Below are 273 nucleotides of genomic sequence, written 5' to 3' on the forward strand. Positions count from 1 at the left end.
GCAGGGAGCCAGGCGCTCACAGCGTCGCCCCTCCGCAATCAGCGTCACCCGCCTGCGCCCGGTAATGGCCTGAATCAGTCGCCAGAAAGACAATGCGCCTGATGGCGAAGGAGCCGGACTGGCGGGTGCGATTACGCAGGGAGACTCATCGCACATCAGCAGTGCGTTTACCAGACGACGGTCAAAGCCAGGGAAAAGACCGGCCATCCCGCTGCGGTGGGCAAAGATAAGCACGTCGGGCACCATCTGCGTCTCACTGCCCGCAGTACGTAA

At 62.6% G+C, this 273-nt stretch carries 1 pseudogene; it reads right to left on the bottom strand.

The annotated features are described in order from the left end of the window. Positions 1–273 (bottom strand): annotated as a pseudogene (locus OGY18_RS03435) (transcriptional regulator); the annotation flags it as partial.

Origin of the sequence: Citrobacter sp. Cpo142, from assembly GCF_030332425.1 — a bacterium.
GTDB lineage: Bacteria > Pseudomonadota > Gammaproteobacteria > Enterobacterales > Enterobacteriaceae > Citrobacter > Citrobacter portucalensis.